We start from the raw sequence: 26,910 nt of genomic DNA, 5'->3' as shown, positions 1-26,910 counted from the left end.
GCCGCCGACCGTGGCCAGGGGCGGGACCACGCCGTTGCGCAGCGTGAGGGTCGCCTTGATCAGCCCGGCGATCCCCGCCGCGCCCTCGGCGTGGCCGATGTTGCCCTTGACCGAGCCGATCCCGCAGGGCTCCGCCCGGCCCGGCCCGTAGACGTCGCCCAGCGCCCGCGCCTCGATCAGGTCGCCGATCGGCGTGCCGGTGCCGTGCGCCTCGACGAAGGAGACCTGGGCGGGCTCCACCCCGGCCCGGCGGCAGGCCGCGAGCATCACCTCGCGCTGCGCCCGGCGCGAGGGGGCCATGATGCCGTTGCTGCGCCCGTCCTGGTTGACCGCGCTGCCCAGCAGCAGGGCGTGCGCCGGCTGCCCGTCGCGGCGCGCGTCCGCCGCGCGCCGCAGCACCACGGCGCCGACGCCCTCGGCCCGGCCGATGCCGTCGCTGGCCGCGCCGAACGGCTTGCAGCGCCCGTCCGGTGCGGCGAGCCCGGCCTGACGGTAGATCGCGTCGAGCGCGTCCGTCAGCACCAGGTTGACGCCGCCGACGACGGCGGTGTCGCACTCCTCGGCCAGCAGCGAGTTGACCGCGAGGTGCACCGCAAGCAGCGCCGAGGAGCAGGCGGAGTCGACGGTCAGGCTCGGACCGCGCAGATCCAGCTGGTACGAGAGGCGGTTGGCGAGCATGGAACGGCCCGCGCCGATGCCGAGCCGCGGCGTCGGCTCGGCCGTGTCGGAGAGCTGGAGCCGGGCCCAGTCGTCGGCCATCGCGCCGACGAAGACGCCGGTGCTGCTGCCCGCCAGCTGGAGCGGGCTCAGGCCGGCGTCCTCCAGGGCCCGCCAGGCGGTCTGCAGCAGCAGCCGCTGCTGCGGGTCCATCGCCGTCGCGTCGGCCCGGCTGATCCCGAAGAAGGCGTGGTCGAACGCGTCGGCGTCGTCGAGGAAACCGCCGGGCGCACCCGGCTCCTGCGCGTGAGCACCCCGGCTGGCGGGCCGGGGCGAGACGCTCTCCGCGCCCGCCAGCAGCATCCGCCAGAACGCGTCGGGGTCGGGTGCGCCGGGAAACCGGCAGTCGAGCCCGACCACGGCGACCGGTCCGGACATCACAGCTCCCCGTCTTTCCCGGCCCGCACCAGGAAGCGGGCCAGCGCCTCGATGGTCGGGTAGTCCCAGGCCACCGTCGGCTCCAGGTACAGCCCGAAGGCGTCCTCGATGTCGCCGAACAGGCTCAGGGCCGCCACCGAGTCCATGCCGTACTCGCTGAACGGGATGCAGACGTTGATGTCGTTCTCCGGTCGGCGCAGGTAGCCGCTGAGCCGGGTGACGAGCCAGTCGCGGTACTCAGCCTCGAGAGGCGTGACAGCAGGCATCGCGTGGTCCCTTCGAATCGGCCCAGTCGAGTCAGTGGCGGGCGGCGGCGCGCTCGTCGTCGACGAGCGGGCCGGCCAGGTGGGTGTCGTACAGGTCGAAGCTGCGGCCCTCGTGGTACCGGCCGAGCACCTCGGCGAGCATCCACTCGCTGTGCTCGTCGGCCTCCTCGGGCAGCGGCAGGCCCAGGTGGCGGCAGACGCGGGTGAGCGCGGCGACCACCCAGCGCGGGTTGGCGAGGAAGCCCTCACCGTCACCACCGGCCCCGCCGTCCTGACGCTGCGCCAGCCACACGTTGACGCAAGCCGATCCGGCCAGCAGCAGGGTGTAGCGGTCGGCCAGCGCGTAGGCGTGCGGGCTGGCCATCGCGGTGCGGTCGTGCGGGCCCAGCGCCAGGCACTCCTCGCGGACCCGGTTCAGCTCGGCCACCAGCGCCCGGACCAGGGCCCGGACGGGGGCGAGCTCGGCGCCCGCCTCCCCCGGACCCTCCAACCGGTCCGCGGCCGCCAGCAGCGAGGCCACCAGGGCGTCGTCCTCGGCGGCCAGCACCAGCCGGTCGGTGTCGAGCGCCGGCAGCCCGCCGCCGGTGCGGAACAGCGCCTCGGGCGCGGGGGTCCCCTGCGTCCAGGAGCGCCGGGCCAGCCGGGGCAGCTGCGGGATGATCGTCGCCTGGCAGGCAGCGCTGCCCGCGTGCCCGAGGCTCACCATGGGCAGGTCCCGGACGTGCTTCTGGAAAACCCCGTAGTCGCCGTCGCGCACGTAGAAGTTGGCGCCGAGCACGATGGAGAGGTTGTAGCAGGCGTCCTGGAGGAGCTTGGGCACCAGGTACTTGACCGCCGCCGCGTAGACGCTGGTCTGCTCCGGCAGCAGGTGTACCGCGCGGGTCGCGGCCAGGCAGATGCTGTCGCAGACCAGCAGGTCGGTGAAGGCGCTGGCCACCGTCGCCTGCGCGTGCGGGATGTCCAGCACCGACCTGCGGTACAGCTCCCGGCTGGTGGCGAAGCGCACCACCGTGCGCAGCGCCGTGTCCGCGCCGCCCAGCACCATGCCCGGCACCACGCTGCGGGTGATCTGGAAGGACCGCAGCGCCGTCTCCACGCCGCCGCCCTGACGCCCCACCAGGGCGTCGCCCGGCACCCGGCACCGCTCGAACGAGAATCCCGCCACCTGGCAGCCGCGCACGCCGACCGTCCGGTACCGGTCCGTCACCCGCCATGCGTCCTCGGGTAGCCCTTCGGTGTCCACCAGCAGCACCGAGTGGCTGCGCGGGCCGCGCTGTCCGGGCGGCGCGGTCAGGCAGAACAGCACCAGGCCCTCCGCGCGCCCGGCGTTGTTGATGACGTCCTTGCGCCCGTCCAGCAGGTAGCCGCCGCTGCCGTCGGGGCGGGCGGAGAACTCGTTGCGGACGAAGTCGTTGCCGTGCGCCAGCTCGTGGTAGGCGATGGCCAGCCTGCCGCCCCCGCGCAGCAGGTCAGCGGTCCGGCGTCGCTGCGCCTCGTCGCCCGCCGCCCACACCGCGATCGCGGCCAGGAACGAGGTGACGCCGTAGCCGAGCCCCAGCGACGCGTCGCGCCGGAAGAGCGGGCGCAGCACCCGCGCGAGCCCGTCGATCCGGTCCAGGTTCCCGCCCAGCGCGCTGGGGACGAACTCGTCGTTGAGCCCGAAGGCGGCCAGCGCCCGCTCCGCCTCGGCCGACAGCTCGCCGCGCTCGTCGGCGTCGAGCAGCGCGGCGTTGCCGAACGGGTTGCCCTCGTCGCGCGGGTCGCCCAGCAGTTCCTCGAACGCGGCGACCCGCTCGCGGATCCGCCGCTCGCCGGCGTCGGCATCGACGGCGACGTCGGCGCACCCGAGGTCGGGCGTGGCGCCGTGTGCCCGTGGACCCTCTGCCGGATCGCCGCTGCACGGCGTGTCGTTCAGCCTGCTCAACATGAAACGGGTCCCTCCGCCACTGGGCAGGGCAGCAGCGAGAAGAGGCTGCCCCGCTGGTACTGCTCGATGAGCCGGGCCTCGAGCCGCTCGCTCAGGTCCGCCTCGGTGGCGCCGCCCGCCGCCGGCGCCGACCGCCGGGCCGGCCCGCCGAGGGCCTGACGCCGCAGCACCCGGTCGAGCACGGCCTCCAACCACAGGCCGTCCCGCCACAGTTCGCCCGTCGGGCCGCACTCGGCGGCGCGGTGGGAGTGCAGCCACAGCCCGAGCGCCGCCGCGCCCGCGAAGCACAGGGAGTACCGGCGGGCGTCCTCGAAGCTGGACGGGGCCGCGTCGCCGACGGTCGAGGTGCACGTCGCGATGCGCTCGTGCAGCTCGCGGGCGGTGCGGTCCAGCTCCTCCGCCAGCTCGGCCGCGCGGGCCAGCGCGGGCCGGTCCACCGCCTCGGCGCGCAGCTCGGCCAGGGCGGCGGGCAGGGTGCCCATGATGCTGCTGCCGTATCGGGACACCAGCACCAGCTGCGCCGGGTCGAACTCGGGCAGCCGCCGTTCCAGGTCGAACAGCGAGGCCAGACGCGGCCGGTGGTCCGCCGGGGCGAGGAAGCTGCGGGCCAGCGCCCGGAACTGGACCACCAGCGAGTACAGGTTGACCATCGTGTTGCCGTCGAAGATGCCGACGATGCGGTGGTCGCGTGCCAGCTTCTGGTAGCGGCCGTGGGCGTAGTGGTCGGCGAGGAAGCTGCGGGCGCCCAGCAGCGCGCCGAGCTCGGCGACGATGTCGTCGACCACCGAGGGCACCAGGTACTTGGCCACCGCGGCGGTCACGCCCAACTCACTGGTGAGCGCGTGGATGCTGCGCACCGCGACGGTGTTGAGCGCCTCGCACAGCAGCAGGTCGGCATAGGCCCCGGCGAGGGTGTGCCGGGTCAGCGGCAGCTCGGCCAGCGTCCTGCCGTACAGCTCCCGCTCTTGGGCGAAGCCGACGGCCAGCCGCAGCGCGTGGTCGGCCGCGCCCAACGAGAGCGCCGGACACAGCGTCCGGGTGACCTGGAGCGTGCGCAGCACCAGTTCGGCCCCGCCGCCCACGCCCCCCACGACGGCGTCCGCGCCGACGGGCGCGTCCTGCAGCACGACGCCGCTGATGTCCGCGCCGCGGATGCCGAGCGTGCGCAGCTTGGGCAGGTGGCGGTAGGTGCCGTCGGGCAGCTCGTCCTTGTCCACCAGCACCAGCGAGAAGCCGCGCGGGCCTCCGGTGGGCGAGGTGCGGGTGAGCAGCGACAGCAGCCGGCCCCGGGTGGCGTTGTTGATCAGCCACTTCTCGCCGTTGAGGCGGAGGCCGTCGCCGTGGTGCTCGGCGGTGAGCTCACCGGCCAGGATGTCGCTGCCGTGGGTGCGCTCGGTGAGCCCCAGCGAGACCCGGGCGCCGCGCCGGACCAGCCGGGCCAGCCGCCGGGCGGCCGCGTGGTCGCCGGAGAGGAAGACCGGCGCCGCGCCCAGGAAGGTCTTGCCGTGTGCGATCGCGACCGTGAGGTCGCGCCGGGCCAGCATCCGGATCAGCTGGGACAGGTCCTGGTAGTCCGTCAGCCGACCGCCGTACTGGGCCGGGACGTAGTACTCCGGCAGCCCCCACAGGTCGAGTGCGGCCAGCTGCTCGGCGGGGAACTCCTCGCCCTCGTCCAGCCGGATCGACTCCTGGTAGGAGTGCACCCCGGCGTCGTCGGCCGGGTCGCCCAGCTCGCGGTCCAGCCGGGCGCCGAGCTCCCAGGACGGGTGCGGCAGCGGCCAGTCCAGCTGGGCGGGCGCGCTGCGCCGCGGCGTGGTCACCACGACTGCCTCCTGCTCGTGCCTGGCACGCCGCCCATCGCGTTGCCCATCGCGCCGGCGGTCGTGCTGCCCGCACCGCTGCTGATCAGCTCGCTCAGGTACGGGTGCAGTACCGAGTGGATCGGGCGCAGCGAGCCGTTGAGCAGCAGCTGCCGCATCTCGCCGCGCCGCGGCTTGCCGCTGGTCGTGCGGCGCAGCGTGCCGGGGCGCACCAGCAGCACGTTCTCCGCCGGGATGTCGAACTCCCGCACGATGCTGCGCTGCGCGGCAGCGGCGAGCGCGGCGAAGTCCGTGTCGGGCTGCCCGGGGCGGCGCACCTCCTGGATCAGCACGACCTGCTCGCGCCCGGTCTCGCCGGTGTCGATCCCGAACGCGGCCCCGGACCCGAACTGTGCGTCCGCGCGCTGCACGGCCCGCTCGATGTCCTGCGGGTAGAGGTTGCGTCCGGCCAGGATCACGATCTCCTTGATCCGGCCGGTGACGAACAGCCGACCCTCGTGCAGCACTCCCAGGTCGCCGGTGCGCAACCAGCCGACGTCGCCCTCGGCGGTGACGGCCTGGAAGGTCTCGCCGGTCTCCAGCGGCCGGTTCCAGTAGCCGAGCGCGATGCCGGGACCCCGCAGCCAGAGCTCGCCGACGGTGCCGTCGGGCAGGCTCGCGTGCGTGTCGGGGTCGACCACGCGCAGCTCGCAGCCGTGCGGACGGCCACTGCTGACGATCGTGCGCGGGGCGCCGCCGACGACCCCGGCGCCCACGAGGCGACGACCGTCCAGCTCCGCGCCGTCGGCCCGGAACCGCACCGGCTGCCGGCCGGGGGTGTCACCGGCGACCAGCAGCGTCGCCTCGGCCATGCCGTAGCACGGGTACAGCGCGCCGCGCTGCAACCCGACGGGCGCGAAGCGCTCCGCGAACCGGCTCAGCGTGCTCGCCTTGATCGGCTCGGAGCCGTTGACGGCGTTGCGCCAGCTGGACAGCTCCAGCCCTTCCATCTGCGCGTCGCTGACCCGGTCCAGGCAGAGCTGGTAGCCGAAGTCGGGGCCGCCGCCGGTGGTGACCCGGTACTCGGTGATCATGCGCAGCCAGGAGACAGGGCGGCGGATGAACGCCACCGGCTCCATGTGCACGCCCGACGCGCCCAGCCACAGCGGGTGCAGCAGGTGGCCGACCAGGCCCATGTCGTGGTGGAACGGCAGCCAGCCGCCGATGACCGACTCGGGGCCGGTGCGCATGGCCCGACGGATCGTCTCCTGGTTGGCGGCGAGGTTGCCGTGGGAGACCATCACGCCCTTGGGCTCGCCGGTGGAGCCGGAGGTGTACTGGAGGAAGGCCAGCTTGTCGGGGGCGAAGGCCGGCTCGACCCAGCTGTCGGCGCTGTCCTCGGGCAGTAACTCGGTGGCCAGACACCGCACCTGAGGGCGGCCCGCCTCGGCGAGCCGCTGGGAGATCTCCGGCGCGTTCGCACTGTCGGTCAGCACCAGGCTCGCGTTGGCATCTCTGATGATGCCGAGGAACCGCTCCAGGTTGGCGCTGGAGCTGTCCGGCACGGGCGTCGGCACGGCGACGGCGCCCGCGTACAGGCAGCCGAGGAAGCTGGTGAGGAAGGACAGCCCGGAGGACTGGAGCACCAGCACCCGGTCGCCGGCCTTGCCCGTCTCCTGGATCCACGCCGCGATGCCGCGGGCGGCCCGGTCCAGCTCCTGGTAGGAGACCCGCTCCGGTTCCGGACCGCTGGGCTTCTGGTGCAGGAAGACGAACGCGTTCCGCCTGCCCAGCGCCTCCGCGTGTGCACGGAACCGCTCGGTGAACGTGCGTGCGCTCGACGGCTCGACCCCACTCGTCACGTCTGTTCCCCCTCAGCTCGGACCGTGTGCGGGATCCTCCGTTGGATCCGCTCGAGCCGAGGATGGGACGGGACTCTCGAGGGCCCCTCGCAACCATGTCGAACCGGACAGAGGCCGACTCGCGACCTACCTCATCCGTGCTCGAAGGGCATCGCCGTTCTCACGGCCGTTCGTTCACGGCAGCCATGGCTGCGCCAGGTGCCCGGCTCGAGCGGCCGCGGAGCTCGTGGCGCGACGGCCGCCGCTGCCGTCCCCCGCGTCCAACTGCTGCACGACGCGGGCGGCCTGCACCGCGCCCCACAGCGTCCCGGCGCAGGAGAACGCCGTCGTCGGCATCGTCCCCGGCGGGAACGAGACCCCGTACGTGCGCTCGAGCACCTCGGTGAGCTGGATCATGCCCATCGAGTCGAGCCCGCAGTCGGGCAGCGAGGTCACGGGCAGCAGCGGTTCGTCCGGCTCCAGGTACGGCAGGGCCGCACGGACGGTCCGCTCGAACGTCTGGTCCCAGGGTGCGGTGTCCATGGTCGCTCGCTCCTTCGGCCGTTTCAGCGGTGGGCGTCTCGGGGCCGCACTGTGCGCCGCGTTCCTCGAGTCGACCTTGAGCACGTCACCGGCCCTGCGCGAGACCGCTCGCGCTCGTTCCGCTCGCCCCGCCTTCGAGTGTTCCTCCGGTACGGTCCGCGACGGTTCCGAGGTCCGCCCGTCCGTCCTGCCCTGTCCTGCCCCTTTTCGCCTTCTGGAGGCGCAGACCATGACGCAGACCCCCGGCCATCCGTCCTCGGCTCCCTCCCCGGACGACGCCTTCCTCTCCGACGCCGACCTCGACGAGATCCTCGAGGAGTCCGACGCCCTCCGCGCCTCCTCCCCGTCCCTCCCCGACTGACCTCCGCTCCTCCCCGCGGGGGTCCTCCCCACCACCCGAGAGGCCCGGCCCGGCACCCGCCGGCCCGGGCCTCTGCAGCCTGGCCCGCGAGGTGGTCCGCAAGGGAGGGGTGGACGTGCGCCACGCCAACGACCGACCCGGCCCCCTCACCCGCCTCCGTTGACTGCGCGCGGGCGTGGGAGGCCACGCTTCCACAAGCGGAATCAGGTGGATAGGATCCGCATCGTCACGCGGATGACCAGGCAGGCCATGCATCCGGTGCGCATGTCTTCTCCGCCACGGAAGTTGGATCTCGAATGCGTCCCCCACCGCACGGGCGTGTCTGGCTCCCCCTCGGCGCGACGGCCGCCGTCCTCGCCGTGGGAGCGGGGCTCTGGACCCATCAGGACACCCAGCCCGTCCACGACACCGCGGCCCACGCAAGCCAGACCCCCGCACCGACCAAGCCCGCCCCGGTGCCCACACAGACGGCCTCCGCATCCCCCTCAGCCTCTGCCTCCGCCTCCCGCAGTTCGGGATCCGGGACGGTGCAGCACCAGGCCGTGCGGCAGCAGAGCACCCAGCGCACCTCCGCCGAGAGCCAAGCGGCCATCCGGGCCAAGGCCAAGAAGCTCACCGGGGACATCGGCAAGGGCACCCTGACGATCCGTCCGCCCCGGACTCCGTCCGCGCCTCCCACCATCATCAACGTCGGCGACTGAATCCGACGGTTGCCGAAGCCCGCTTGACCGTGCTTCTGGTTCTGCCCGGCCGGTTCCTGTCGGCCCGGGCGGAGCCTGTCGGCCCACCGGACCCCGTGATCAGCCAAGCTCATGTCCGGGCTCAGGCGAACGGGGACAGACCGACCGCTTCAAGGTGATCGAGGACGGCCTGAAGGCAGGCATCCGGCGACGGCAGATCAACTCGGAAGAAGGACCCTGCCCCCAAGGCGCCACCGGAGACGATCACCATCCAACGTGTGCCCGGCGTACGCTCGCCGTCGGCTTTGAGGACCGCAGAGCATCCGTGCTCGGCCAGCCACGCCATGAGTTCCACGACATCCATGCCCGCCCCTCCCGGAGAGATCTTGCCGCACCCGGAGCAGCGCCAGCCATGGCCTGCCGTACTCGTGCCAGAAGAGGCGGGGAATCACGGGGTCAAACGGTGAGCCACGGGACGATGTCATGCGAGAGGCCCCGGACCGCTTGTGCTGGTCCGGGGCCTCTCGGCTTCCACGTGGCGGGTGCAGGGTTCGAACCTGCGTAGCTTGCGCGACAGATTTACAGTCTGCTCCCTTTGGCCGCTCGGGCAACCCGCCAGGGATGTGTCTTCGCGGTCCCCCGCTCCGACGTCGTAAACCATACCTGATGGTGGGGGGTGCTTCGCCACTCGGTTGATCAGTGTGGGGGGCGGGCGGGAGGCCGGACGGGTGGCTAGGCTGGATCGACCGCCGTGCCCGGGCCGGTGCACGGGACCCGAAGGAATCAAGGAGACTCAAGCATCATGGCCGACTCCAGTTTCGACATCGTTTCGAAGGTCGAGCGGCAGGAGGTCGACAACGCGCTCAACCAGACCGGCCGCGAGATCGCCACGCGCTTCGACTTCAAGAACGTCGGGGCGTCCATCGAGTGGTCCGGCGAGAAGATCGAGATGAAGGCCAACGGCGAGGAGCGGGTCAAGGCCATCCTCGACGTCTTCCAGACCAAGCTGGTCAAGCGCGGGATCTCGCTGAAGGCACTGGACGCGGGCGACCCCCAGCTCTCGGGCAAGGAGTACAAGATCTTCGCGACCATCCAGGAAGGCATCACCCAGGACAACGCGAAGAAGATCGCCAAGATCATCCGGGACGAGGGCCCCAAGGGCGTCAAGGCCCAGGTGCAGGGCGAGGAGCTGCGGGTCAGCTCGAAGAGCCGTGACGACCTGCAGGCCGTCCAGACGCTGCTGCGCGGCAAGGACCTGGACTTCGCGGTCCAGTTCGTGAACTACCGCTGAGCCGGGAACCGGACGCCGAACGCGCGCGCCCACGCGGCGCGTCGGCCTGTGTCGTCGCAGGTCGGCGCGCCGATGTCACACCGCGAGGCGCTGTCTCGTCCAGCTGGTGGGAGGGGCCCGTCTAGGCGGCGGCTAAGCGGGCCCCCGCGGCGGGGAGAGTGATCCGGATGCGCGTGTTCGTGGCAGGCGGGACCGGAGTGCTGGGACAACGGCATGACGGGCAGGACCGGCAGCACGAGCCGGAGCGGCGGCACCGGCGGGACGCGCGCCGGGAGGGCCGAGGAGTTCGAGGAGCTGCGCCCCTGCCGCTCGGTATCGCCTACCGGCTCCTCGGCAGCGTGGGCGACGCGGAGGATGCGGTCCCGGAGGCCTGGCTGCGCTGGGAGGCGACCTCGACACGGCCCGCCTCCACGCGGGCCTTCCTCTCCGCCGTGGTCACCCGGATCTCCGTCGACGTGCTGCGCTCCGCCCGGGTGCGGCGGGAGCAGTACGTCGGGCCGTGGTTTCCCGAGCCCGTGCTCGCCGACCCCTACCAGGACCCTGAGCGTTCCGCGGAGCTCGCCGACTCTCCCCCAGCCTTCGGCCGGGAGGTGCCCCCATGTCCATGGCCGCGCTGCTGCTGCTCGAACGGCTGACCCCACCCGAGCGGGCGGTCTTCGTGCTCCGCGAGGTCTTCGGCTTCGGCTTCTCCGAGATCGCGTCCGCCATCGGCCGCTCGGAGACGACCTGTCGGCAGCTGAGCGTGCGGGCGCGGCGCCACATGGACGCCGGACGGCCGCGGTTCGAGGCGGACCGCCGCGAGCGGGAGGAACTCGCCGACCGGTTCCTCGACGCCTTCCGGGAGGGCGACGTCGACGGGTTGCCCGCCCTGCTCGCCGCCGACGCCGCGATGGTCGGCGACACCGGCGGCAGGGTGCCGCAGCGGGGCGCCGGCGTGTTCGGCGCCGAGAACGTGGCCCGGCTGCTGGTCTCGCTCACCGCGCCGTTCGCCCGCGCGGGCGTCGTCGTGGAGCCGCACTCGCTCAACGGCGAGCCGGGCGCACTCCTTCGCGACCGGGGCGGCCGGATCCTCACCGTCCTCGTCCTGGAGACGCTCGGCGGACGGATCCAGACGGTCCGCTCGGTGGTCAATCCCGACAAGCTCGGCCATCTGGGCCCCGTGGCGGACGCATGGGCGCTCCGCCACTAGACCGGCGACGTCGGCCCGGACGCTCAGGACTGGTAGTCCGCGGACTGCATCGAGCTGACGGCGTCCGCGATGTTGTCGCGGTACAGGCCCAGCTTGGGCTTCAGCACGAGCGCGCCGTCGCCGAGGGGGAAGTTCAGCGTGGCGGCGTTCGGCATGTGGTCGCCGTCGGCGAGCACGTTCAGCTCGTCGACCCCGGCCACGGTGCCGGTGGTCGCGCCGCTCGGGTCGAGGTCGATGACGGCGTAGGCGGTCCGGCCCGCGTAGACCGGGTAGGCGGGCGCGCCGCCGAGGCCGCTCGGGATCAGCGGCCTGACCGCCTGGCTGCCGTCCGCCGCCTTCGCGTTGTCCAGCGAGACCAGCGGGAAGTAGCTGAGGCCGCAGGAGCGCGACCCGTTGTTGCGGACCTCGATCACCCGCTGGGAGGGCGCGCCCGAGCGGCGGACCACGTGCACCGAGAGCTGCTGCGGCGCGCAGGGGTGCTTGTAGGCGTAGCTGTCGCTCGTCGCGTCACCGCCCGAGCTGCCGGAGCCGCCCGTGCCGCCGGGACCGCCGGACCCGCCCGTGCCGCCGCCGTGCGACGAGGCGGACGGGGCGGAGACGGGCAGCCCCGAGGTGCTGCTGGACGTGCCGGACGCTCCGGCGGTGCCGGCCCCCGAGCTCGACGCGACGGCGGACGGCGAGGACCCGCCCGCCGTTCCGGCCGTGCCCGGCTGGCAGGCGGTGAGAGCGAGCGCCCCGAGGGTGAGAACGGCGGCGGACGTGAGAGCGGACTTCATCGACATGGTGGCTGACCTTCGCTGTGATCGTCGGCTTGGCTTGCGTCACCACCGTCGGGCCGGATCCGTCCCGGATGCCACAGTCTCGCGACAGTCAGGGACGCTGGAACGTTTCCACCGTTCTGAGCTGCGAGGATGGCACTGCCTGGAACGGCGCTGCGGGACGAGGGGGAGAGTGGGATGGCCACGCACATCGAGGATTTCGCGAGCATGCTGCGCGAGCTGAAGGAACGTTCGGGACGCAGCTACGGCCAGCTCGCCACGCGACTCCACGTCAGCACCTCCACCCTGCACCGCTACTGCAACGGCGCTGCCGTCCCCACCGACTACGCCCCGGTGGAGCGCCTCGCGCGCCTCTGCGGGGCGACGCCGGAGGAACTGGTGACGCTGCACCGCCGCTGGCTGCTGGCGGACGCCGCACGCCGTGAGCCCGAGCGACCGGTGTCCGAGCGGCCGGTGTCCGAGCGGCCGGTGGAAAGGAAGCCGGAACCGGTCGAGCCCGAGGCCGTCGAGCCCCCGGCAGTCGAGCCGGCCCAAGCAGTCGAGCCGCCCGCGACCGTCGCGAGCATCGAAGGCGTCGAGAACGTCGTGGCCGAGCGGCCTCAGCGATCGCGGCGGCAGCGGCGGCCCCTGCTCGTCCTCGGCGCCGTCGCGGCGATCGCCGCCGTCGCCGCCCTTCCGCTCGCGTTTCACGGGTCGGGCGGCGGGCCGGCCCAGGACGCGGGCGCGACCACCCCGCTCGCCCTGCGCGCCTCGACGGGTGCGACCAACCTGACCGGCCCGACCGGCGCGACCGGCCCGACCGGCGGGGCCACGGCCCCCACGTCCGCGAAGCCCTCGCAGTCCCCCTCAGGCTCCGCCGCCTCCCCCGCTGCCTCGGCGGCGGCCGGTGGCGGCAGCGACGACGGGCAGCCGCTCATCGCGGTCAACGTGCTCACCGACAACTGGGACATGCAGTGCGGTCAGTGGTTCCTGATGTCGCAGCAGCCGGGCAAGGTCCCCCCGCCGCCGTCGCTGGAGCAGACGGGCGCGTGGGCCTCGGCTCTCGGCGGAGTCCCGGGCAAACACCTGCGGCTGCAGCTGACGGTACAGAGCACGACCGGGCAGCCGGTGGTGCTGCACGCGCTCTACGTGCACGTGATCAGCAGCAGGCCGGCGCCGAAGGGGAACGCCTTCACTCCCGGCTCCGGCTGCGGCGGCGGGCTCAACCCGGCCTCGTTCGCCGTGAACCTCGACGACACGGTGCCGCGCACCAAGCCCGTGGCGGGCTACGTCGGCTCCGGCGAGACGTCCACGCTGACGAACTTCCCCTACCAGGTCTCGACCGGTGACCCGCAGGTGCTGGACGTGGACGCGAGCAGCGTGGACCAGGACGTCAGCTGGTACCTGGAACTGGCCTGGAGCAGCGGCGACCGCCAGGGGCGGATGGCGATCAAGGACCAGGGCCGGCCCTTCCGCACCGTCGGCCTCCAGGGCGACCCGGCCTACTTCTACGACGGCACCGCCTGGTCCCACACCTCGATCGAGAACTAGCTCGATCGAGAACCAGGACGAGCCGCGGCGGGACCGGGGCCACGCCGCCCCCGTCCGCCGGTGCAGACTGGGGCACGTGAAACCCACCGCCGAAGAGCTGGCCGCCGCGCAGGACGCGATCATCGACGACGTGATCGGACCCGATCTGCGGGTGCTGTTCTGCGGCATCAACCCCGGACTGTGGTCCGGGGCGACCGGCCGGCACTTCGCCCGGCCGGGCAACCGGTTCTGGCCCGCCCTGCACCGCAGCGGCTTCACACCGCGTCAGTTGCGGCCCGAGGAGCAGGACGAGCTGCTCGGGCTCGGGCTCGGCATCACCAACGTGGTGGCCCGCACGACCGCCAAGGCGGACGAGCTGAGCGCCGAGGAGTACCGGCTGGGCGGCAAGGCGCTGGTGGAGCGGGTGGAGCGGTGGCGGCCGAAGGCGCTCGCCGTTCTCGGCATCGGGGCGTACCGGGCGGCGTTCGGGCGGCCGAAGGCTTCGGTCGGCCCGCAGGAGCTCGGGCTCGGCGGCGCGACGGAGGACACCCGCGTCTGGCTGCTGCCCAACCCGAGCGGGCTCAACGCCCACTACACGCTGGACGGCATCGCGGCGGAGTTCCGCCGCCTGCGCGAGGCCGTCGAGGGCTGACCGGCTGACCGGGCTGCCGAGCGGCCCGAGCGGCGTACCGAGCGACCGACCGCCCGCCGCACGGATCGTCCGGCCGACTGCACGGACCGAACGCCGACCCCGCCGCGACCGCGGCCGGCGGCGCGCTCACCAGCCGGCGAAGCGGTCCTCGGTCGAGACGATCTCGCGGCCGAGCGGCATCAGCGAGACCGGGATCATCTTCAGGTTCGCCCAGGCGAACGGGATGCCGATGATCGTGACGGCCAGCGCGATGCTCGTGGCCACGTGGCCGATGGCCAGCCACCAGCCCGCGAAGATCAACCAGACCACGTTGCCCGCGCAGGACGCGGCGCCCGCGTCGTCGCGCACCCTCGTCGTCCGCCCGAACGGCCACAGCACGTACAGGGCGATGCGGAAGGAGGCGATGGCCCACGGAATGGTGATGATCAGGATCGCGCAGATGATCCCGGCGACCACGTAGGCGAGCGCCATCCACAGGCCGCAGAAGACCAGCCAGACGACGTTCAGGACGAAGTTGATCAGCTTCACTTCTCTCCTCCGTGTCGACGCTTCCGATTCCACCACGTTCCACGCCCGTCCATGACAGTCTGGTTCCCCCGTCGAGCGGCTGCCACTCGGGGCGCTAGCTGGACCAATGGCGTGCTGCTGCTCGACCTGGGTAGAATCCGGCCGGTTGTCACCGTGTCGACCTGTCATTGTGTCAACGGCACCCCCGACCGCCGACTCGCAGCGACGCGACCACGCACCGGTGTGCGGCGTCCCCGATCGGAAGGAGGCGAAACGTGGACAGTAGTCCGGGCCATAGTCAGCCCTATCCAGTTCCCACCTCGTCCTCCGCCTTCTCCCGCTGCTCGAAGTCGGCCGCCTCGCGCTGGTAGGCGTGTCCCCCACGGACCGCGCCCACCGTGCCACGCGCTTGGCCCGCGCCTGAGGCCGTCCGGTTTCGTGCCGCCCTGCTCCGCCTTCGCGCGGGTAACTGGGGGTGTCACCGCCATGCCTTCCACCACCTCGTCCAACGTGAGCCCGAGCTCGTCAGCCCTGTTCACGGGCACGACGGCACGACTGCGCGGCCGCCGTGTGCAGCTGGTCCGCCAGGCCACCGCCTCGCGCGCCGTGCGCGAGGCCCTCGTCTCCCTCGCCGGCCTGACCGGTCGGCCGGTGCTCAATCCGGTGGGGGATGAGGTCGGCCGCGTCGTCGACGTCGTCGCGCGGCTGTACGGCAACGAGCCCTACCCGCCCGTGACCGGCCTGGTCGTCCGCGTCGGACGCCGCCGCTCGTTCCTGGCCGCCTCCGCGATCGGACAGATCCGCGCCGACCGGGTGCAGCTCAAGAGCGCGCGGATGGACCTGACCGACTTCGTCCGCCGCCCGGGCGAGGTGCTGCTCGGACGCGATGTGCTGGACCATCAACTGGTCGACGTGGACGGCGTGCAGGTGAACCGCGCGGCCGACCTCTACCTCGCGCCCGTCGGCGGCCGGGTGCTGCTGGTGGGAGTCGATGTCAGTCTCCCCACCCTACTGCGGCGGCTCGGCCCCAAGCGTTGGCAGACCCGGGCTACACCCGAACGAGTGGTCGACTGGCAGACGGTCGCGCCCTTCGCCGAGAACGCCACCGACGGCCCGGCCGAGGTGCGGCTCAACGCGTCCCGCTCCGCCCTGCACCGGCTGCGCCCGTCCGAGCTGGCCGACCTGCTGGAGGACCTCGGCCGCGCCGAGCGCCAGCAGCTGCTGGCCATGCTCGACCCCGGGCACGCCGCCGACGCCCTGGAGGAGATGGAGCCTGCCGAGCTGGAGAACCTGCTCCGCGAGGCCCCGCCGGAGAGCGCCGCCCGGCTGGTCGAGGAGATGGAGCCGGACGAGGCCGCCGAGGCGCTGCGCGACCTGCAGCACGACGAGCGCGAGCAGTTGCTCACCCGGATCGGCGACGACGAGGCGGCGCAGCTGCGCGAGCTGCTCGCCTACCCCGAGGACACCGCCGGTGGATCGATGACGACCCGCCTGGTGACCGCACTGCGCGAGCAGACCGTCGCGGAGATCCGCGCCGAGCTGGCCACCTCCGCCGAGCACCGCACCGAGATCGACGCGGTGGCGCTGGTGGCCGCCGACGGCCGGCTGCTGGCCGACATCCCGCTGTACGACCTGACCGTCGCCGAGGACCGCACCACGATCGGCGAGATCGCGGACTGGTTGAGCCAGTTCACCCGCGACGAGGCGGTGGAGGCGCACACCAAGCTCGGCGACGTGGCCGCGCGGCTGGTCGCCTCACGCGCGTCCTCGCTCCTGGTCGTGGACGAGGAGCGGCGTCCCCTCGGCCGGATCCTGGCCGACGACGTCCTCGACCACCTGCTGCCCGCCCGCGGCCGCCTGCACTTCCGGAGGTTCCTGCAGTGACCGTCGACACCGACAGCGCCCAGGGCGAGGCCACGACGGCCGAGCCCGGCGCCGCGCCGGCGAGCCGACTGGCCCGGGTGCCCGTGCTGGGGCGGGTCACCCGCTGGAACCGCTGGGCGAGGATCGTGGCCCTGGTCGGCGTGGCCGGCCCCGGCCTGGTCGCCGCGAACGCGGGCAACGACGCGGCCGGCATCGCCACCTACGCCAGCGCGGGCTCTCAGTTCACCTACGGGACGCTCTTCTTCATGGTCCTGGTGACCATCGCGCTGGTGCTGGTCCAGGAGATGGCGGTCCGGCTCGGCGCCTTCACCGGCAAGGGCCTGGGTGCGCTGATCCGCGAGCAGTTCAGCCTGCGCGCGACCGCGCTGGCGCTGGGCTGCCTGCTGCTGGCCAACACCGGCCTGGTGGTCTCCGAGTTCGCGGGCATCGGCGCGGGCTTCGAGCTGCTGGGCATCCCGAAGTGGGCGATCATCCCGCCCGCCGCGCTGCTGCTGTGGGGGCTGGTGCTGTTCGGCTCCTACCGCTACGCCGAGCGGATCTTCCTGGTGATGTCGCTGGTCTTCTTCGCCTACCCGATCGCGATGATCATGGGCAAGCCGCACTGGGGCGTGGTCGGCAAGAACCTGGTGATCCCGCACCTGACCGGCGACAAGGCCTTCATCCTGCTGGCCGTCGCCCTGATCGGCACCACCGTCAGCCCCTACATGCAGTTCTACGCCGCCGCCGGGGTGGTCGACCGCGGCACCCGGACCATCGACTACCCGCTGATCCGCGCGGACGCGATCATCGGCGCCGTCTTCGCCTGCACCATCAGCCTGACCATCATCATCGCCACCGCCTCGGCCATCGGCGGCACCGGTCCGCTCAACTCGGCCGCGGACGCGGCCAAGGCGCTGCAACCGGTCGCCGGGCAGAGCGCCGAGCTGCTGTTCTCCCTCGGCCTGATCGGCGCCTCCGCGCTGGCAGGGGCGGTCGTGCCGCTCTCGGCCAGCTACGCGATCGGCGAGGCGGCCGGCGTCGAGCGCTCCGTCTCCCGCTCGTTCCGCGACGCGCCGTTCTTCCTCAGCCTGTTCACCGCGCAGATCCTGCTGGGCGCGGCCGTGGCGATGACGCCGGTGGACGTGATCCAGCTGCTGATCGGCACTCAGGTGCTGCAGGGCCTGATCACCCCGATCATCCTGGTCTACCTGCTGATCCTGACCAACCGCCGCAGCCTGCTGGGCTCGCACGCCAACAGCCCGCGCTACCGGATCGTGGCCACGGTCGTCGTGGTGGGCGTCGCGCTGATGTCGACGATCCTGCTGGTGGACACCGTGCTCGGCTGGTTCGGGCTGGCCTGACGCGCCCTCGCCTCCCGTCAGACCCGGCGGCCGGTCATCTGCTCCAGCCGGGCGATCCGGTCCGGCATGGGCGGGTGCGTCGAGAACAGCCTGGTGGCGATCCCGCCGCCGGAACCGGCCCGGAACGGGTTGGCGATCATCATGTGGCTGGTGGTCTCCAGCTCGGGCCGGGCCGGGAGCGGCAGGATCTGGGTGCCGCGTTCCAGCTTGCGCAGCGCGCTCGCCAGGGCGAGCGGATCCCCGGTCAGCTGGGCGCCGGAGGCGTCCGCCTGGTACTCGCGGGAGCGGCTGACGGCCATTTGGATGATGCCCGCGGCCAGCGGGCCGAGGATCATGATCAGCAGCATCCCGATCAGGCCGGGACCCTCGTCGTCGTCGCTGCGCCCGATCGGGATCAGCCAGGCGAAGTTGACCAGGAACATCACCACCGAGGCGAGCGCGCCCGCCACGGAGGAGATGAGGATGTCCCGGTTGTAGACGTGGGACAGCTCGTGCCCGAGCACGCCGCGCAGCTCCCGCTCGTCCAGGATGTTGAGAATGCCCTGGGTGCAGCAGACCGCGGCGTTGCGCGGGTTCCGGCCGGTGGCGAAGGCGTTGGGCGCGTCCGTGGGCGAGATGTAGAGCCGCGGCATCGGCTGCCGCGCGGAGGTGGAGAGTTCGCGGACGATCCGGTACATCACCGGCGCCTCGATCTCGCTGACCGGGCGTGCCCGCATCGAGCGCAGTGCCAGCCTGTCGCTGTTCCAGTAGGCGAAGCCGTTGGTCGCCAGCGCGACGACCAACCCGATGAGCAGGCCGGTCCGGCCCCAGAAGCTGCCGATCACGAGGATCAGCGCAGACATCGCGCCGAGGAGTACGGCCGTCTTCAGACCGTTGTGCTGGCGGTGCACGAAGCCCTCCGAGACGTGCGTGGGGGGTGTCTTTCACAGCCCGTTCAGGATTTTCAACGGGTGAGACGGATTCTCTAGTTCCCTTCTCACCTGTGCGGATCCCGGCTGCGGTGCGGGGCCGCCGCCCCGGCCGGTCAGCCGAAGAGGGAACCCGAGGCGAGCTGCATCACGATCTGCGGGTCCACCGACAGCACCACACCCAGCGCGGCGGCCAGCGCCAGCGCGCCGACCAGCGCGGCCGGAACCCGGCGGCGGGTGCCGACCGCGTCCGGGGCCGACTGGAACAACCGGGCGGTCCAGACGAGGTAGTAGTACAACGCGATCACGACGTTGACGGCCATGATGACGGCCAGCCAGCCCATGCCCGCGTCGACCACCGCGCGGAAGACGACGACCTTGCCGAACAGGCCCACCACGCCCGGCGGCAGACCCGCCAGGTTCAGCAGGAAGAAGGCCATCGCCAGCGCCGCCGCCGGGCGGCGCGAGAAGAGGCCGCGGTAGTCGGTCAGCCGCGCGCCGGCCGAGGTGACGACCGCGAACGCGCCGAGGTTGACCACGCCGTAGACGAGCGCGAAGGCCACGGTCGCGCCGATGGCGTGCGCGCTCGCGCCGTAGCCCGCGGCGGCGATGGGGACCAGCAGATAGCCGGCCTGGGCGACGGAGGACCAGGCCAGCAGCCGGACCGCGCTGTGCGGGGCGTCGCCGCGCTGACGCAGCGCGCCGACGTTGCCGACGGTCATGGTGAGCGCGGCCAGCACGGCCAGGGCCAGGCCCCAGTCTCGCCCGTAGGAGTGAAAACCGAGCACGGCGATTGCGGCCAGGCCCGAGAGTCCGGCAGCCTTTCCGACCACGGAGAGATATCCGGCCACGGGCACGGGGGCGCCCGCGTAGGTGTCGGGCACCCAGAAGTGGAACGGCACCGCCGCCGTCTTGAAGGCGAAGCCGACGAGGGTCAGCACGGTCCCGACGGCGGTCAGCGGCTGCAGCTGGCCGGGCACGTTCGGCAGGGCCGCGGCGATCCGGTCCAGGTAGAGGCTGCCGGTGGCGGCGTAGACGAAGCTGACGCCCAGCAGTGTGACGGCCGTCGCCGTCACCGACGACAGGAAGAACTTCAGCGCGGCCTCCCCGCCGCGGCCGTCGCGGCGCAGCGCGACGAGCGCGAACGCGGGCAGCGAGGCGAGCTCGAGCGCGACGACGAGCGAGGCCAGGTCCCGGCAGGCGGGCAGCAGCGCCGCACCGCAGGTCGAGGCGAGCAGCAGGAACCAGAACTCGCCCGCGGGCAGTCGGTCCTCGTCGACGGAGACGATCGAGAGCAGCGCCACGAGCAGCGCTCCGGCCAGCACCAGCAGCTGGAAAGCCAGTGCGAAGTGGTCGGCCACGTAGGAGCACGACACGGGGGCGTGGTCCTGGCCGGGGAGGCAGAAGGTGCGGTGGTGGCCGCCACGCAGCGGCAGCAGCAGGGCCAGCGAGGCGACGAGCCCGGCCACCGACACCCAGCCGAGCAGCGCCTTGCGCGCGGGCGGCAGGAACAGGTCGGCGACGAGGACGACGAGCGCCAGAGCGGCGGGCACCAGCGGCGGCGCGATCGCCGCCCAGTCGACGGACTGGATCAGCGAACCGGCGAGCTGGTCCACGGCAGGGGCGGCGACGGTCAGCATGGCTCAGCTGCCTCCGAGCAGGGCCTTGACGGCGGGAGTGGTCAGTCCGAGCAGCAGTGCGGGCCAGAGCCCGGCGACGACGGTCAGCACGACCAGCGGGGTCCAGGCGGCGGCCTCGTAGCCCTGGACGTCGGCGAGGGCCGGAGCCTTGGCGACGGCCGGTGGCTCCAGCGCCGGATCGCCCATGCAGACGCGGCGCACGACGGAGAGGAGGTAGGCGGCGGTCAGCAGGGTGCCGAGCCCGGCCAGCACCATCAGGGTCACGAACGTCGGCCGGGACAGTCCGGCGGCGGGCTGGAAGGAGCCGAGCATCGCCAGCAGTTCGCCCCAGAAGCCGGCGAGACCGGGCAGACCGAGGCTCGCCACGGCGGCGAAGGCCAGCAGCCCGCCGAGGCGCGGCAGCCGTCCGTACAGCGCCGCCCCGGTGTCGGCGCCCGCTCCGGCGAGCGCGTCGAGGTCGGCGGTGCCGTAGCGGTCCTTGACCGCGCCGACGAGGAAGAAGAGCAGGCCGGTGATGAGCCCGTGGCCGATGTTGGCGAAGAGCGCGCCGTTGATGCCGGTGGCGGTCAGCGTCGCGATGCCGAGCAGGACGAAGCCCATGTGGCCGACGGAGGAGTAGGCGATCAGGCGCTTCAGGTCGCCCTTGGCGCCGGGGCGGACGAGCGAGAGGCAGGCGAGCGAGCCGTAGAGGATGCCGACGACGGCGAACGCGCCGAGGTAGGGCGCGAGGGTGTGCATGCCGAGCGGCGTGCTCGGGATCAGCACCCGGACGAAGCCGTAGGTGCCCATCTTCAGCAGCACACCGGCCAGCAGCACCGAACCGGCCGTGGGCGCGGCGGTGTGGGCGTCGGGCAGCCAGCTGTGGAAGGGCCACATCGGCGACTTGACGGCCAGTCCGAGGCCGACGGCGAGCACCACGATGATCTGGGTGCCGCGGGAGAGGCCGAGTCCGTGGTTCGCGGCCAGCGCGGTCATGTCGAAGGTCCCGGCCTTGAGGCCGAGCAGCAGCAGCCCCAGCAGCATGACGGCGGAGCCGAGCAGCGTGTAGAGGATGAAGCGGAAGGCGGCCGGACCCCGGTTCTCCCCGCCCCAGCGGGCGATCAGGAAGTACATGGGCACCAGCACGATCTCGAACGCCAGGAAGAACAGCAGCAGGTCGAGCACGGCGAAGGTGGCCAGCATGCCGGTGGCCAGAAGCAGCAGCAGCCCCGTCCAGGCCCGCTCGCTGCCGCCGGACGGCAGCCGCTTCAGCGAGTAGAGCGCGCACAGGAAGGTCAGCAGCGCGGTCAGCACCAGCAGCGGCAGCGAGATGCCGTCGACGCCGAGGTGGAAGCGGACGTTCAGCGCCGGGATCCACGCGACGTTCGTGACGCCCTGCATGGTGGCCGGGCGGTGCAGGTCGAAGCCGGCGGCCAGGGCGATCGCCAGGGCCAGGTCCGCGCCGGTGACGGCGACGCCGAACCAGAGCGCGCGGCGCCCGCCGAGCGCCGGCACCAGCGTGGCGACGGCGCCGGCCAGCGGCAGCGCGAGCAGGGCGAGGAGCAGGGCGGTCATCGGACGGTCGCCTCCGTGCTGCGGACGATCGGAGTCGTCACTGCCTTGGTCGTCACTGCCTTGGTCGTCACTGCGCCACCGCCACGACCACGGCCAGCACCACGACGCCCGCGGCCAGCGCGCTCAGGTAGCCCTGGGTGTTGCCGTTCTGGGCGCGGCGCACGACGCGCCCGATCAGGCCGGGAGTGCCCGCGGCGCCCTTGACGTAGGTCTCGACGACCTCGCGGTCCAGGAAGGAGACCAGCCGGGCCGCGCCGAGGACGGGGCGGACGAACGCGCGGTCGTAGCAGGTGTCGACGCCGAAGCCGGTGCGCGAGGGCCCGAGCAGCGGACCGAGCAGCAGCGGCGCCGGGTCCGCGGCCGCGGCGGCGTCGGCCTCCGCCTCGGCGAGCACCCGGGCTGCGGCGCGACGCCAGGCCAGCCAGGCCAGGCCCGCGCCGAGCAGCGCGACGCCGGTGGCGATCGGCCAGGTCACCCCGGAGGGGGTGAGCGAGACGCCGTCCAGCCAGGCGGGCAGGGCGTGCGGCCACAGCCCGACGAGCCCGAGGGCCACGCTGGGCACGGCCAGCAGCCACAATGGGGCCACCATCGCAGCAGGCTCGACCGGCCCGGCAGGCTCGTCCGAGGCGAGCGCGGCGACCGCGGCGGCGGTCGGTGCGACGGTCGCTGCGACGGCTTCGCCCGACCCGGCGACGCCCTCGGCCGCGGCCCGTCGTACCGGGAAGAAGGCCAGCAGCCACAGCCGGGTGGCGTAGGCGGCGGTGAGCAGCGCGGTGAGCAGGCCGCCGATCAGCACGGTCCAGCCGAGCCAGCACGGCACGTTCCCGGCCGGGCCGAGCCCGCCCGTGAGCGCGTCGCCGTTGGCGGCGTGCTCAGCGGCGGTGAGGACCGCGTCCTTGCTGAAGAAGCCGGAGAAGGGCGGCAGTCCGGCCAGGGCGGCCAGGCCGATGCCCATCGTCGCGTAGGCGTCCGGTACACGGCGGCGCAGGCCGTCCATGCGGCTCATCGCCGTCAGCGAGTTGGTGTGCGCGGCGTGGATGACGACACCGGCGGAGAGGAAGAGCAGCGCCTTGAACGCGCCGTGGGTGAGCAGGTGGAACAGGGCGGCGTCGCGGTCGCCGACGGCGAGCGCTCCGGCCATGTAGCCGAGCTGCCCCACGGTCGAGTAGGCCAGCACCCGCTTGAGGTCGTCCTGGGCGAGGGCGCAGAGACCCGAGCCGATCATGGTGATCACGGCCATGATCCCGAGCACCACCAGCGCGGCGGTGGAGAGCAGGAAGACCGGCTCCAGCCGGGCCACCAGGTAGACGCCGGCGGCGACCATGGTGGCGGCGTGGATCAGTGCGGAGACCGGCGTCGGACCGGCCATCGCGTCCGGGAGCCAGGTGTGCAGCGGGAACTGCGCCGACTTGCCGGCCACGCCGCCGAGCAGCAGCAGCGCGGCGAGCGTCGCGTGGTGCAGACGTCCGGTGGCCGCCGCACCGAGGATGCCGTCGATCTGGAAGGTCCCGGCGTCGGTGGCCAGCACGAAGATGCCGAAGAGAAAGGGGACGTCGCCGAGCTTGGTGACCAGGAACGCCTTGATCGACGCCGACCGCGCGTCCGGGCGCTCCCAGTGGTGCCCCACCAGGAAGTAGGAACAGACGCCCATGACCTCCCAGCCGACCAGCAGCACGATCAGGTCGCCGGAGTAGACGACCAGCAGCATCGCCGCCGTGAACAGCGAGACCAGTGCCGCGTAGGAGGGGTAGCGGGGGTCCTCGCGCAGGTAGGCCGTCGAGTAGAGCTGCACGCAGGTGGCGACGACGGTGACCAGCACAGCCAGTAGCACCGCGATGCCGTCCAGGTGCACGGACAGGGAGATCGGCAGGCCGCCGGTCGGCGTGAGCCGCGTGGCCGAGTCGAGGTGCCCCTTGGTGCCGATCCGAGCCAGGACCAGCACCGCCAGCACGGCCGAGGCCAGCGTCGGCAGCACGGCCAGCGGCCGGACCAGCCCGGGTGCGCGGCGGCCCGAAGCGAGGCCGGCGAGCGCGCCGAGGAACGGCAGCAGCGGGACGAGGATCGCGAGGGTGAGGGTCATCCGACGCCTTCCATCTCATCGTCGCCGACCGTCTCAGCGCTGTCGGCCTTCTCGTCGCCGTCGGCCTTCTCGTCGCCGTCGGTCAGGCGGCCCACCCGGTCGATGTCCGCGGTGCCGCGGTTTCGGAAGATCAGCAGCACGATGGCCAGCCCGAGTCCGATCTCCGCGGCCGCCACGGTGATGGTGAACAACGTCAGCGCCTGGCCGGAGTGCAGGGCGTCGCGCAGCCAGACGTCGAAGGCGACGAGGTTGAGGTTGACGGCGTTGAGCATCAGCTCGACGGACATCAGCATCAGCACGGCGTTGCGCCGTGCCAGCACGCCGTAGAGACCGACACAGAAGAGCAGGGCCGCGAGCACGGCCGGGAACACGAGATGCATCCCGCTCAGGGCTCCTTCTTCTCGCGCCTGGACAGGACGATCGCGCCCACCAGCGCGGCCAGCAGCAGCACCGACAGCGCCTCGAACGGCAGCACCCAGTAGCGGAACAGCGTGACGCCGTTGGCCTTGGTGCTGCCCGCGACGGTGCCGAGGTCGATCCAGGTGCACCGGAACGCGTCCACGACGAGCGTGACCAGCGTCGCGGCGGCGGCGAGGGCGACGCCCAGCGCGAGCCACCGGTTGCCCGAGTCGGCGTCGGGCGAGACGCCGATCGGCGCCCTGGTCAGCATCAGCCCGAACAGGACGAGCACGACGACCGCGCCGACGTAGATCAGCACCTGCACCCAGGCGATGAACTCCGCCGTCAGCAGCAGGTACTCGATCGCCAGCCCGCCGAGTGCGACGACCAGCCAGAGCGCGGCGTGGACGAGCTGCTTGGTGGTGACGGTCAGCAACGCGGCGCCGAGGACGCCGAGGCCGACGAGGACGAAGACGATCTCGACGCCGGACGGCGAGAGGAACCCGTGGGTGGAGTCGAGGGGGACGACGGCAGCCAGGTTCACGCCTCGGTCTCCTTCGCGGCTTCCGCCGCCGCGTGCGCCTTCTCGGCGGCCTTGCGGGCGGCGGCGATCTCCTTGGGGTCCTCGGCGGCCGGGTCGAGCGCGGGCGGGGCCGGCACGGTCCACATCCACTCGCGCAGCCGCTCGCGCTCGTGGGTGAGGTCGTGGATGTCCTCCTCCGCGTACTCGAACTCCGGCGACCAGAACAGCGCGTCGAAGGGGCAGACCTCGATGCAGATGCCGCAGTACATGCAGAGCGAGAAGTCGATCGCGAACCGGTCCAGCACGTTGCGGGTGCGGGCGCGGGCGTTCGGCTCGGCGGCCGGCAGCGTCTCCTTGTGGGAGTCGATGTAGATGCACCAGTCCGGGCACTCGCGCGCGCACAGCATGCAGACCGTGCAGTTCTCCTCGAGCAGCGCGATGACGCCGCGCGAACGCGGCGGCAGCTCCGGCTGCACCTCGGGGTACTGCGCGGTGACGGACTTCCTGGTCATCGTGCGGAGGGTGACCGCGAGGCCCTTGGCCAGGCCGCGGCCGGGGAATGGAGCCATCTAGGAGATCACCACCTTGACGATGCCGGTCAGCGCGAGCTGCGCGAGTGAGAGCGGGATGAGCACGGTCCAGGCGAAGCGCATCAGCTGGTCCTCGCGCAGACGCGGGTAGGTGACGCGGATCCAGATCACCAGGAAGGCCAGGGCGAAGGTCTTCAGCAGCATCCACAGCCAGCCGAGGCTGCCGGCCATAGGCCCGTGCCAGCCGCCGAGGAAGAGGACGGCGGTCAGCGCGGAGACGACCAGGATGCCCGCGTACTCGGAGAGCAGGAACAGCGCGAAGCGCAGTCCGGTGTACTCGGTGTAGGCGCCGAAGATGATCTCGGAGTCGGCCACCGGCATGTCGAACGGCGGCCGTTGCAGCTCCGCGAGTCCGGAGACGAAGAAGACGAACCCGCCGACGATCTGCCAGGGCACCCACCACCAGTGGAACGCCCCGAGGATGCCGGTCAGTGAGACCGTCCCCGCCGCCATCGCGACGCTGGCGGCGGCGAGCAACATCGGCAGCTCGTACGCCATCAGCTGGGCGGCGGTGCGGATACCGCCGAGCAGGGAGAACTTGTTCGCCGACGCCCACCCCGCCATGAGCGAGCCGAGCACGCCGACGCCCATCACGGCGAGCACGAAGAACAGCCCGGCGTCGAGCGACTGCCCGAGCAGGCCCCCCGGACCGAGCGGGATGGCGACGAGCGCGAGCAGGTACGGCAGCAGGGCCACGGCGGGCGCGAGCTGGAAGATCTTCCGGTCGGCCCCGGAGGGGACGACGTCCTCCTTCTGCGCGAACTTCACCCCGTCGGCGACGAGCTGTGCCCACCCGTGAAACCCACCCGCGTACATGGGCCCGAGACGGCCCTGCATGTGGGCCATCACCTTGTGCTCGGTCTGCCCGATCACCAGCGGGAAGACGAGGAACACGAGGAGCACGGCGATGCAGCGCACCAGCGCGTCGAGCGTGGTGGTCACGCGCCCTCCTCAGGAACGTCTCCGCCTTCGGCGGACTCGGGTTCGACAGACGGCTCCGCCGGTTCGGGGGCCTGCGGTTCGCTGGCCTGCGGCTCGCGGGCCTGCGGCTCCGACTCGACCGGGCTTACCTCGCCGGGCGCCTGAGGCGCGGCGGGGGCCGCCGGGGCCGTGGTGGACGCCGGGCCGGCCTCCCCGCCTGCTGCGGGCGACTCGGCGTCCGGTGCCGAGGGCGCGGAGGCCTGCGGCTCGGAGGCCTGCGGCTCCGCCGCCTGGCTGACGCTGCCCTCGGACGCGGAGCGCGAGCGGCGCGGGCGAGGCTGAGCCGACTCGACCGGGCTCGCCTCGCCGGGCGCCTGCGGCGCAGCGGGCTGCCCGGCCTCCGGCTCGGCCGAAACGGGGGCCTGCGTCTCAGGTGCCTGCGGCGCAGCGGGCGCCTCAGGTGTCTGCGGCTCCGCCGCCTGGCTGACGCTGCCGTCCGAGACGGAGCGCGAGCGGCGCGGGCGGGTCGTCGCGGCGGCTGCGTCCGGGCTCTGCCACGGCATGTCCGGCGAGGTCGCCGGGGCGGCCGACGGCGCAGCCGGGGCGGTGTCGGGCGACGCCGGGGGCTGACT

General features: G+C 72.8%; 24 protein-coding genes, 1 tRNA gene and 2 pseudogenes. 8 read left to right on the top strand and 19 right to left on the bottom strand.

Going from position 1 to position 26,910, the window contains the following annotated elements:
• From TR49_RS46040 to TR49_RS44210, 6 genes are all read right to left on the bottom strand, one after another.
• A partial coding sequence (locus tag TR49_RS46040) for a beta-ketoacyl [acyl carrier protein] synthase domain-containing protein (RefSeq protein WP_236653651.1) occupies nt 1-1,095 on the bottom strand: 1,095 nt, incomplete at its 3' end.
• On the bottom strand, nt 1,095-1,361 hold the full coding sequence (locus TR49_RS34195) for an acyl carrier protein (RefSeq protein WP_042388914.1): 267 nt from the start codon (nt 1,359-1,361) through the stop codon (nt 1,095-1,097). The genes TR49_RS34195 and TR49_RS46040, both read right to left, overlap by 1 nt.
• A 31-nt stretch (nt 1,362-1,392) precedes the next feature.
• Nucleotides 1,393-3,288, bottom strand: a complete 1,896-nt coding sequence (locus tag TR49_RS34190; protein WP_052434893.1) for an acyl-CoA dehydrogenase family protein — start codon at nt 3,286-3,288, stop codon at nt 1,393-1,395.
• On the bottom strand, nt 3,282-5,111 hold the full coding sequence (locus tag TR49_RS34185; protein WP_152627603.1) for an acyl-CoA dehydrogenase family protein: 1,830 nt from the start codon (nt 5,109-5,111) through the stop codon (nt 3,282-3,284). Before TR49_RS34185 ends, TR49_RS34190 begins: the two co-directional genes overlap by 7 nt.
• The gene (locus TR49_RS34180; protein WP_042388911.1) at nt 5,105-6,949 is read right to left on the bottom strand and encodes a fatty acyl-AMP ligase; all 1,845 of its coding nucleotides are present in this window, start codon (nt 6,947-6,949) and stop codon (nt 5,105-5,107) included. The genes TR49_RS34185 and TR49_RS34180 overlap by 7 nt, the downstream gene beginning before the upstream one ends.
• A gap of 174 nt (nt 6,950-7,123) precedes the next feature.
• On the bottom strand, nt 7,124-7,471 hold the full coding sequence (locus TR49_RS44210; protein ID WP_042388908.1) for an acyl carrier protein: 348 nt from the start codon (nt 7,469-7,471) through the stop codon (nt 7,124-7,126).
• Nucleotides 7,472-7,700: 229 nt separating this feature from the next.
• Here TR49_RS44210 and TR49_RS46515 point away from each other — a divergent pair, with 229 nt between their 5' ends.
• Nucleotides 7,701-7,832: a hypothetical protein gene (locus TR49_RS46515; protein ID WP_268874145.1), complete on the top strand. Its 132-nt coding sequence runs from the start codon at nt 7,701-7,703 to the stop codon at nt 7,830-7,832.
• 296 nt (nt 7,833-8,128) lie between these two features.
• Nucleotides 8,129-8,533: a hypothetical protein gene (locus TR49_RS34165; protein WP_042388902.1), complete on the top strand. Its 405-nt coding sequence runs from the start codon at nt 8,129-8,131 to the stop codon at nt 8,531-8,533.
• Between the two features lie 121 nt (nt 8,534-8,654).
• Here the strand turns inward: TR49_RS34165 and TR49_RS34160 are convergent, their stop codons facing one another.
• Together TR49_RS34160 and TR49_RS34155 are read right to left on the bottom strand one after the other, a co-directional pair.
• On the bottom strand, nt 8,655-8,876 hold the full coding sequence (locus TR49_RS34160) for a hypothetical protein (protein WP_042388899.1): 222 nt from the start codon (nt 8,874-8,876) through the stop codon (nt 8,655-8,657).
• Between the two features lie 172 nt (nt 8,877-9,048).
• Nucleotides 9,049-9,129, bottom strand: a tRNA-Tyr gene (locus TR49_RS34155).
• Nucleotides 9,130-9,314: 185 nt separating this feature from the next.
• Between TR49_RS34155 and TR49_RS34150 the strand changes: the two genes are divergently transcribed.
• Complete coding sequence (locus TR49_RS34150; RefSeq protein WP_042371753.1) at nt 9,315-9,803, top strand: YajQ family cyclic di-GMP-binding protein; 489 nt, start codon at nt 9,315-9,317, stop codon at nt 9,801-9,803.
• A gap of 213 nt (nt 9,804-10,016) precedes the next feature.
• Nucleotides 10,017-10,992 (top strand): annotated as a pseudogene (gene sigJ, locus TR49_RS34145) (RNA polymerase sigma factor SigJ).
• 23 nt (nt 10,993-11,015) lie between these two features.
• Here sigJ and TR49_RS34140 read toward each other — a convergent pair.
• Entirely contained in the window at nt 11,016-11,774 is a 759-nt protein-coding gene (locus TR49_RS34140; protein ID WP_042388896.1) for a DUF4232 domain-containing protein, read from the bottom strand.
• Nucleotides 11,775-11,948: 174 nt separating this feature from the next.
• On the opposite strand from TR49_RS34140, the gene TR49_RS46510 reads away from it, so the two are divergent.
• Nucleotides 11,949-13,301 carry a helix-turn-helix domain-containing protein gene (locus TR49_RS46510; protein ID WP_042388892.1) on the top strand — a complete coding sequence of 451 codons (1,353 nt, stop codon included), beginning with the start codon at nt 11,949-11,951 and terminating at the stop codon, nt 13,299-13,301.
• Between the two features lie 76 nt (nt 13,302-13,377).
• Nucleotides 13,378-13,932 carry a G/U mismatch-specific DNA glycosylase gene (gene mug / locus TR49_RS34130; RefSeq protein WP_042388889.1) on the top strand — a complete coding sequence of 185 codons (555 nt, stop codon included), beginning with the start codon at nt 13,378-13,380 and terminating at the stop codon, nt 13,930-13,932.
• Between the two features lie 126 nt (nt 13,933-14,058).
• Here mug and TR49_RS34125 read toward each other — a convergent pair whose 3' ends face one another.
• Entirely contained in the window at nt 14,059-14,460 is a 402-nt protein-coding gene (locus TR49_RS34125; RefSeq protein WP_042388887.1) for a YccF domain-containing protein, read from the bottom strand.
• 465 nt (nt 14,461-14,925) lie between these two features.
• On the opposite strand from TR49_RS34125, the gene TR49_RS34120 reads away from it, so the two are divergent.
• Both TR49_RS34120 and TR49_RS34115 read left to right on the top strand, forming a co-directional pair.
• The gene (locus TR49_RS34120) at nt 14,926-16,323 is read left to right on the top strand and encodes a magnesium transporter MgtE N-terminal domain-containing protein (RefSeq protein ID WP_042388885.1); all 1,398 of its coding nucleotides are present in this window, start codon (nt 14,926-14,928) and stop codon (nt 16,321-16,323) included.
• The gene (locus TR49_RS34115; RefSeq protein WP_236653650.1) at nt 16,320-17,663 is read left to right on the top strand and encodes an NRAMP family divalent metal transporter; all 1,344 of its coding nucleotides are present in this window, start codon (nt 16,320-16,322) and stop codon (nt 17,661-17,663) included. The genes TR49_RS34120 and TR49_RS34115 overlap by 4 nt, the downstream gene beginning before the upstream one ends.
• Nucleotides 17,664-17,680: 17 nt before the next feature.
• On the opposite strand, the gene htpX is transcribed toward TR49_RS34115, so the two are convergent.
• The 9 genes and pseudogenes from htpX to TR49_RS34070 form a co-directional block, all read right to left on the bottom strand.
• A complete protein-coding gene (gene htpX, locus TR49_RS34110; RefSeq protein WP_042388882.1) occupies nt 17,681-18,553 on the bottom strand; it encodes a zinc metalloprotease HtpX in 873 nt (290 codons plus the stop codon).
• Between the two features lie 134 nt (nt 18,554-18,687).
• Nucleotides 18,688-20,211: an NADH-quinone oxidoreductase subunit N gene (locus tag TR49_RS34105; protein WP_042388881.1), complete on the bottom strand. Its 1,524-nt coding sequence runs from the start codon at nt 20,209-20,211 to the stop codon at nt 18,688-18,690.
• A gap of 3 nt (nt 20,212-20,214) precedes the next feature.
• Nucleotides 20,215-21,765 carry a complex I subunit 4 family protein gene (locus TR49_RS34100; protein WP_042388869.1) on the bottom strand — a complete coding sequence of 517 codons (1,551 nt, stop codon included), beginning with the start codon at nt 21,763-21,765 and terminating at the stop codon, nt 20,215-20,217.
• Between the two features lie 67 nt (nt 21,766-21,832).
• Nucleotides 21,833-23,845 carry an NADH-quinone oxidoreductase subunit 5 family protein gene (locus TR49_RS34095; RefSeq protein ID WP_042388865.1) on the bottom strand — a complete coding sequence of 671 codons (2,013 nt, stop codon included), beginning with the start codon at nt 23,843-23,845 and terminating at the stop codon, nt 21,833-21,835.
• A complete protein-coding gene (nuoK, locus tag TR49_RS34090) occupies nt 23,842-24,225 on the bottom strand; it encodes an NADH-quinone oxidoreductase subunit NuoK (RefSeq protein WP_042388861.1) in 384 nt (127 codons plus the stop codon). Before nuoK ends, TR49_RS34095 begins: the two co-directional genes overlap by 4 nt.
• A gap of 5 nt (nt 24,226-24,230) precedes the next feature.
• Nucleotides 24,231-24,788 (bottom strand): NADH-quinone oxidoreductase subunit J family protein, encoded by a 558-nt coding sequence (locus TR49_RS34085; protein WP_042388859.1) that lies wholly within the window; start codon nt 24,786-24,788, stop codon nt 24,231-24,233.
• Entirely contained in the window at nt 24,785-25,336 is a 552-nt protein-coding gene (locus TR49_RS34080; RefSeq protein WP_042388857.1) for a NuoI/complex I 23 kDa subunit family protein, read from the bottom strand. The genes TR49_RS34085 and TR49_RS34080 overlap by 4 nt, the downstream gene beginning before the upstream one ends.
• The gene (gene nuoH, locus TR49_RS34075; protein ID WP_042388854.1) at nt 25,337-26,299 is read right to left on the bottom strand and encodes an NADH-quinone oxidoreductase subunit NuoH; all 963 of its coding nucleotides are present in this window, start codon (nt 26,297-26,299) and stop codon (nt 25,337-25,339) included.
• Nucleotides 26,296-26,910, bottom strand: a pseudogene (locus TR49_RS34070) (hypothetical protein); the annotation flags it as partial. The gene nuoH and the pseudogene TR49_RS34070, both read right to left, overlap by 4 nt.

Origin of the sequence: Streptacidiphilus melanogenes, assembly GCF_000787835.1 — a bacterium.
Lineage (GTDB): Bacteria > Actinomycetota > Actinomycetes > Streptomycetales > Streptomycetaceae > Streptacidiphilus > Streptacidiphilus melanogenes.
The sequence above is the reverse complement of the archived record's forward strand: the minus strand, read 5'-3'. Positions and strand labels throughout refer to the sequence as shown.

What these genes read in the sequence shown, in the direction of transcription:
- TR49_RS34190 (WP_052434893.1), bottom strand. Translation starts at nt 3,288, where the DNA reads ATGTTGAGCAGGCTGAACGACACGCCGTGCAGCGGCGATCCGGCAGAG.
- TR49_RS34160 (WP_042388899.1), bottom strand. Translation starts at nt 8,876, where the DNA reads ATGGATGTCGTGGAACTCATGGCGTGGCTGGCCGAGCACGGATGCTCT.
- TR49_RS46510 (WP_042388892.1), top strand. Translation starts at nt 11,949, where the DNA reads ATGGCCACGCACATCGAGGATTTCGCGAGCATGCTGCGCGAGCTGAAG.
- TR49_RS44210 (WP_042388908.1), bottom strand. Translation starts at nt 7,471, where the DNA reads ATGGACACCGCACCCTGGGACCAGACGTTCGAGCGGACCGTCCGTGCG.
- TR49_RS46515 (WP_268874145.1), top strand. Translation starts at nt 7,701, where the DNA reads ATGACGCAGACCCCCGGCCATCCGTCCTCGGCTCCCTCCCCGGACGAC.
- TR49_RS34140 (WP_042388896.1), bottom strand. Translation starts at nt 11,774, where the DNA reads ATGTCGATGAAGTCCGCTCTCACGTCCGCCGCCGTTCTCACCCTCGGG.
- TR49_RS34080 (WP_042388857.1), bottom strand. Translation starts at nt 25,336, where the DNA reads ATGGCTCCATTCCCCGGCCGCGGCCTGGCCAAGGGCCTCGCGGTCACC.
- TR49_RS34195 (WP_042388914.1), bottom strand. Translation starts at nt 1,361, where the DNA reads ATGCCTGCTGTCACGCCTCTCGAGGCTGAGTACCGCGACTGGCTCGTC.
- TR49_RS34095 (WP_042388865.1), bottom strand. Translation starts at nt 23,845, where the DNA reads ATGACCCTCACCCTCGCGATCCTCGTCCCGCTGCTGCCGTTCCTCGGC.
- TR49_RS34120 (WP_042388885.1), top strand. Translation starts at nt 14,926, where the DNA reads ATGCCTTCCACCACCTCGTCCAACGTGAGCCCGAGCTCGTCAGCCCTG.
- TR49_RS34165 (WP_042388902.1), top strand. Translation starts at nt 8,129, where the DNA reads ATGCGTCCCCCACCGCACGGGCGTGTCTGGCTCCCCCTCGGCGCGACG.
- nuoK (WP_042388861.1), bottom strand. Translation starts at nt 24,225, where the DNA reads ATGCATCTCGTGTTCCCGGCCGTGCTCGCGGCCCTGCTCTTCTGTGTC.
- TR49_RS34100 (WP_042388869.1), bottom strand. Translation starts at nt 21,765, where the DNA reads ATGACCGCCCTGCTCCTCGCCCTGCTCGCGCTGCCGCTGGCCGGCGCC.
- TR49_RS34105 (WP_042388881.1), bottom strand. Translation starts at nt 20,211, where the DNA reads ATGCTGACCGTCGCCGCCCCTGCCGTGGACCAGCTCGCCGGTTCGCTG.
- TR49_RS34150 (WP_042371753.1), top strand. Translation starts at nt 9,315, where the DNA reads ATGGCCGACTCCAGTTTCGACATCGTTTCGAAGGTCGAGCGGCAGGAG.